Raw genomic sequence first — 1,584 nt, forward strand, 5'->3', positions numbered from 1 at the left:
CGTAAGAGCCGTCTAGCCTCGTTGCGTATGGATTCAGGCAACGCTTGATCATGGGATAGATCCACCAGAAAGTCTCGGGCCTGAATTATCGATCGCGTACGCTCATGCGGCATCGTCATCATTGAATCCTTAGGTAGGGGAACGAACAACGCTTGCACCAACGCATCGCGGAGAAAGGCTCGATGTCAGTCGCGCTTTCTTTTGACGGCTGGGAATAGAACCCTAACGCTTTTTAGGTTCACCTCGGTGTTCACACCCAAGTGCGAGTAGGTTCGATCAGGAACCTTGAAAAGTGGAACCCGCTCACCTTGTTGATTAATCGCCTCACTTGCCTCCAGGAGCGGCTCCATTTTCCATTGGCCGGTTTCATTTACAAAACCTGGAGTTACGTACTGAATGGAGCGCACCCGAAATGACTCGTGCTGGACCTTGAGAATGTCTTTCAGCGCGTCAAATGATGACACCATGAACATTTCACCTACGAATTCCTTGCCGTAGCGTACGTGTGCTTCGAGGTAAAACCAAGGGATCATGACCGTCTGCCGCATGAACGGACGCCCCAGAAAATCGGCATTGAAAAGGCTGGAAATGATTGTCGGCCCTTCATGATCCTTGCTCATCGCTGGTACCTCAGCATCTCGAATGAACAATATATGTTGTAGTCATATATTGCGCAATGTCGCCTTATCGTTCCTTTTGTGAGAAAGCAAAATGGAACTGAAAGAAGCATTTGGGGCGACGCTCCGACAGGCTCGCCTTCGGAAAGGCCTGACGCAGGAGCATTTTTCGTTAGTGAGCAGCCGCACCAATGTCAGTTTGCTTGAGCGAGGAGGCACCAGCCCGACGCTTGTGAAACTCGAGGAGTTGTGCAGCGTCTTGGAGGTTCATCCCGTCAGCCTGGTGACGGCGTGTTACATGCGAAAGGAAAACATCACGGATCTCAAAGCGTTTTTAGCTCAAGTGCGGAAAGATCTGAAAGCCATTGATTCTTGAAAAGCCATTGAGCGCAGGTTCCGTGGCTCACCAGATTTTCGTGACACTAAAAAAATCAATTTCGCTCGTGATGGGAAGCTGGAAGGTGTTATGCGACTCATCGCAGCGAAAGACGCATTGGCTCGATAAAACTGGATGTTGCAACGGCAAACCGAAACCTGGAATGCTCCGGTGCTAGGCCATGTACAAAGACCATATCGTCAAGCCTCGCAAGACCGTTTCCGGTAGATCCATTTTCGTCCCCCCAAAGAGCAATCTCTTCAGCGACGGCGGCTTTGTTGCGTCGCGTTAAATCTGTAGAGCAGGGCAGGGATGAGTTCATCAACGAAAAAGGCCTTCAGGCTATCTACGCATTTTGAGCTCTTTGACTGAGCGAGCTCTTTGCTCATCAAGGCTGTTGTAGTAGGTGTTTTGTGTTGTGCTAAGGCTGTTATGACGCAGATCCGCTTGTAGGTCTTTCATGTCACGAAGTGGCGCGTCAAACGTGGCAGCGGTATGGCGAAGCCAGTGCAGGGACGCTGAACGAAGCTGGTCGATTTCATCCTCACTCCAACCTTCACACTGCATACGTTGCAGTGCCCGATCAAACAC

3 protein-coding genes and 1 pseudogene are annotated in these 1,584 nt (G+C 50.6%); 1 reads left to right on the forward strand and 3 read right to left on the reverse strand.

Going from position 1 to position 1,584, the window contains the following annotated elements; translation table 11 throughout:
* Both ACXRVY_RS28235 and ACXRVY_RS28240 read right to left on the reverse strand, forming a co-directional pair.
* Nucleotides 1-122 (reverse strand): BPSL0761 family protein (locus ACXRVY_RS28235; protein ID WP_458238859.1); only part of this gene is annotated, 122 nt, incomplete at its 3' end.
* A 63-nt stretch (nt 123-185) separates the two neighbouring features.
* Nucleotides 186-620, reverse strand: coding sequence for a hypothetical protein (locus ACXRVY_RS28240; protein ID WP_154946434.1), 435 nt, complete (start codon nt 618-620; stop codon nt 186-188).
* 91 nt (nt 621-711) lie between these two features.
* Between ACXRVY_RS28240 and ACXRVY_RS28245 the strand changes: the two genes are divergently transcribed.
* Complete coding sequence (locus tag ACXRVY_RS28245; protein ID WP_457265892.1) at nt 712-993, forward strand: helix-turn-helix domain-containing protein; 282 nt, start codon at nt 712-714, stop codon at nt 991-993.
* A 342-nt stretch (nt 994-1,335) separates the two neighbouring features.
* Here ACXRVY_RS28245 and ACXRVY_RS28250 read toward each other — a convergent pair.
* Nucleotides 1,336-1,584, reverse strand: a pseudogene (locus ACXRVY_RS28250) (site-specific integrase); the annotation flags it as partial.

Source organism: Pseudomonas sp. P5_A2_2, from assembly GCF_054177685.1.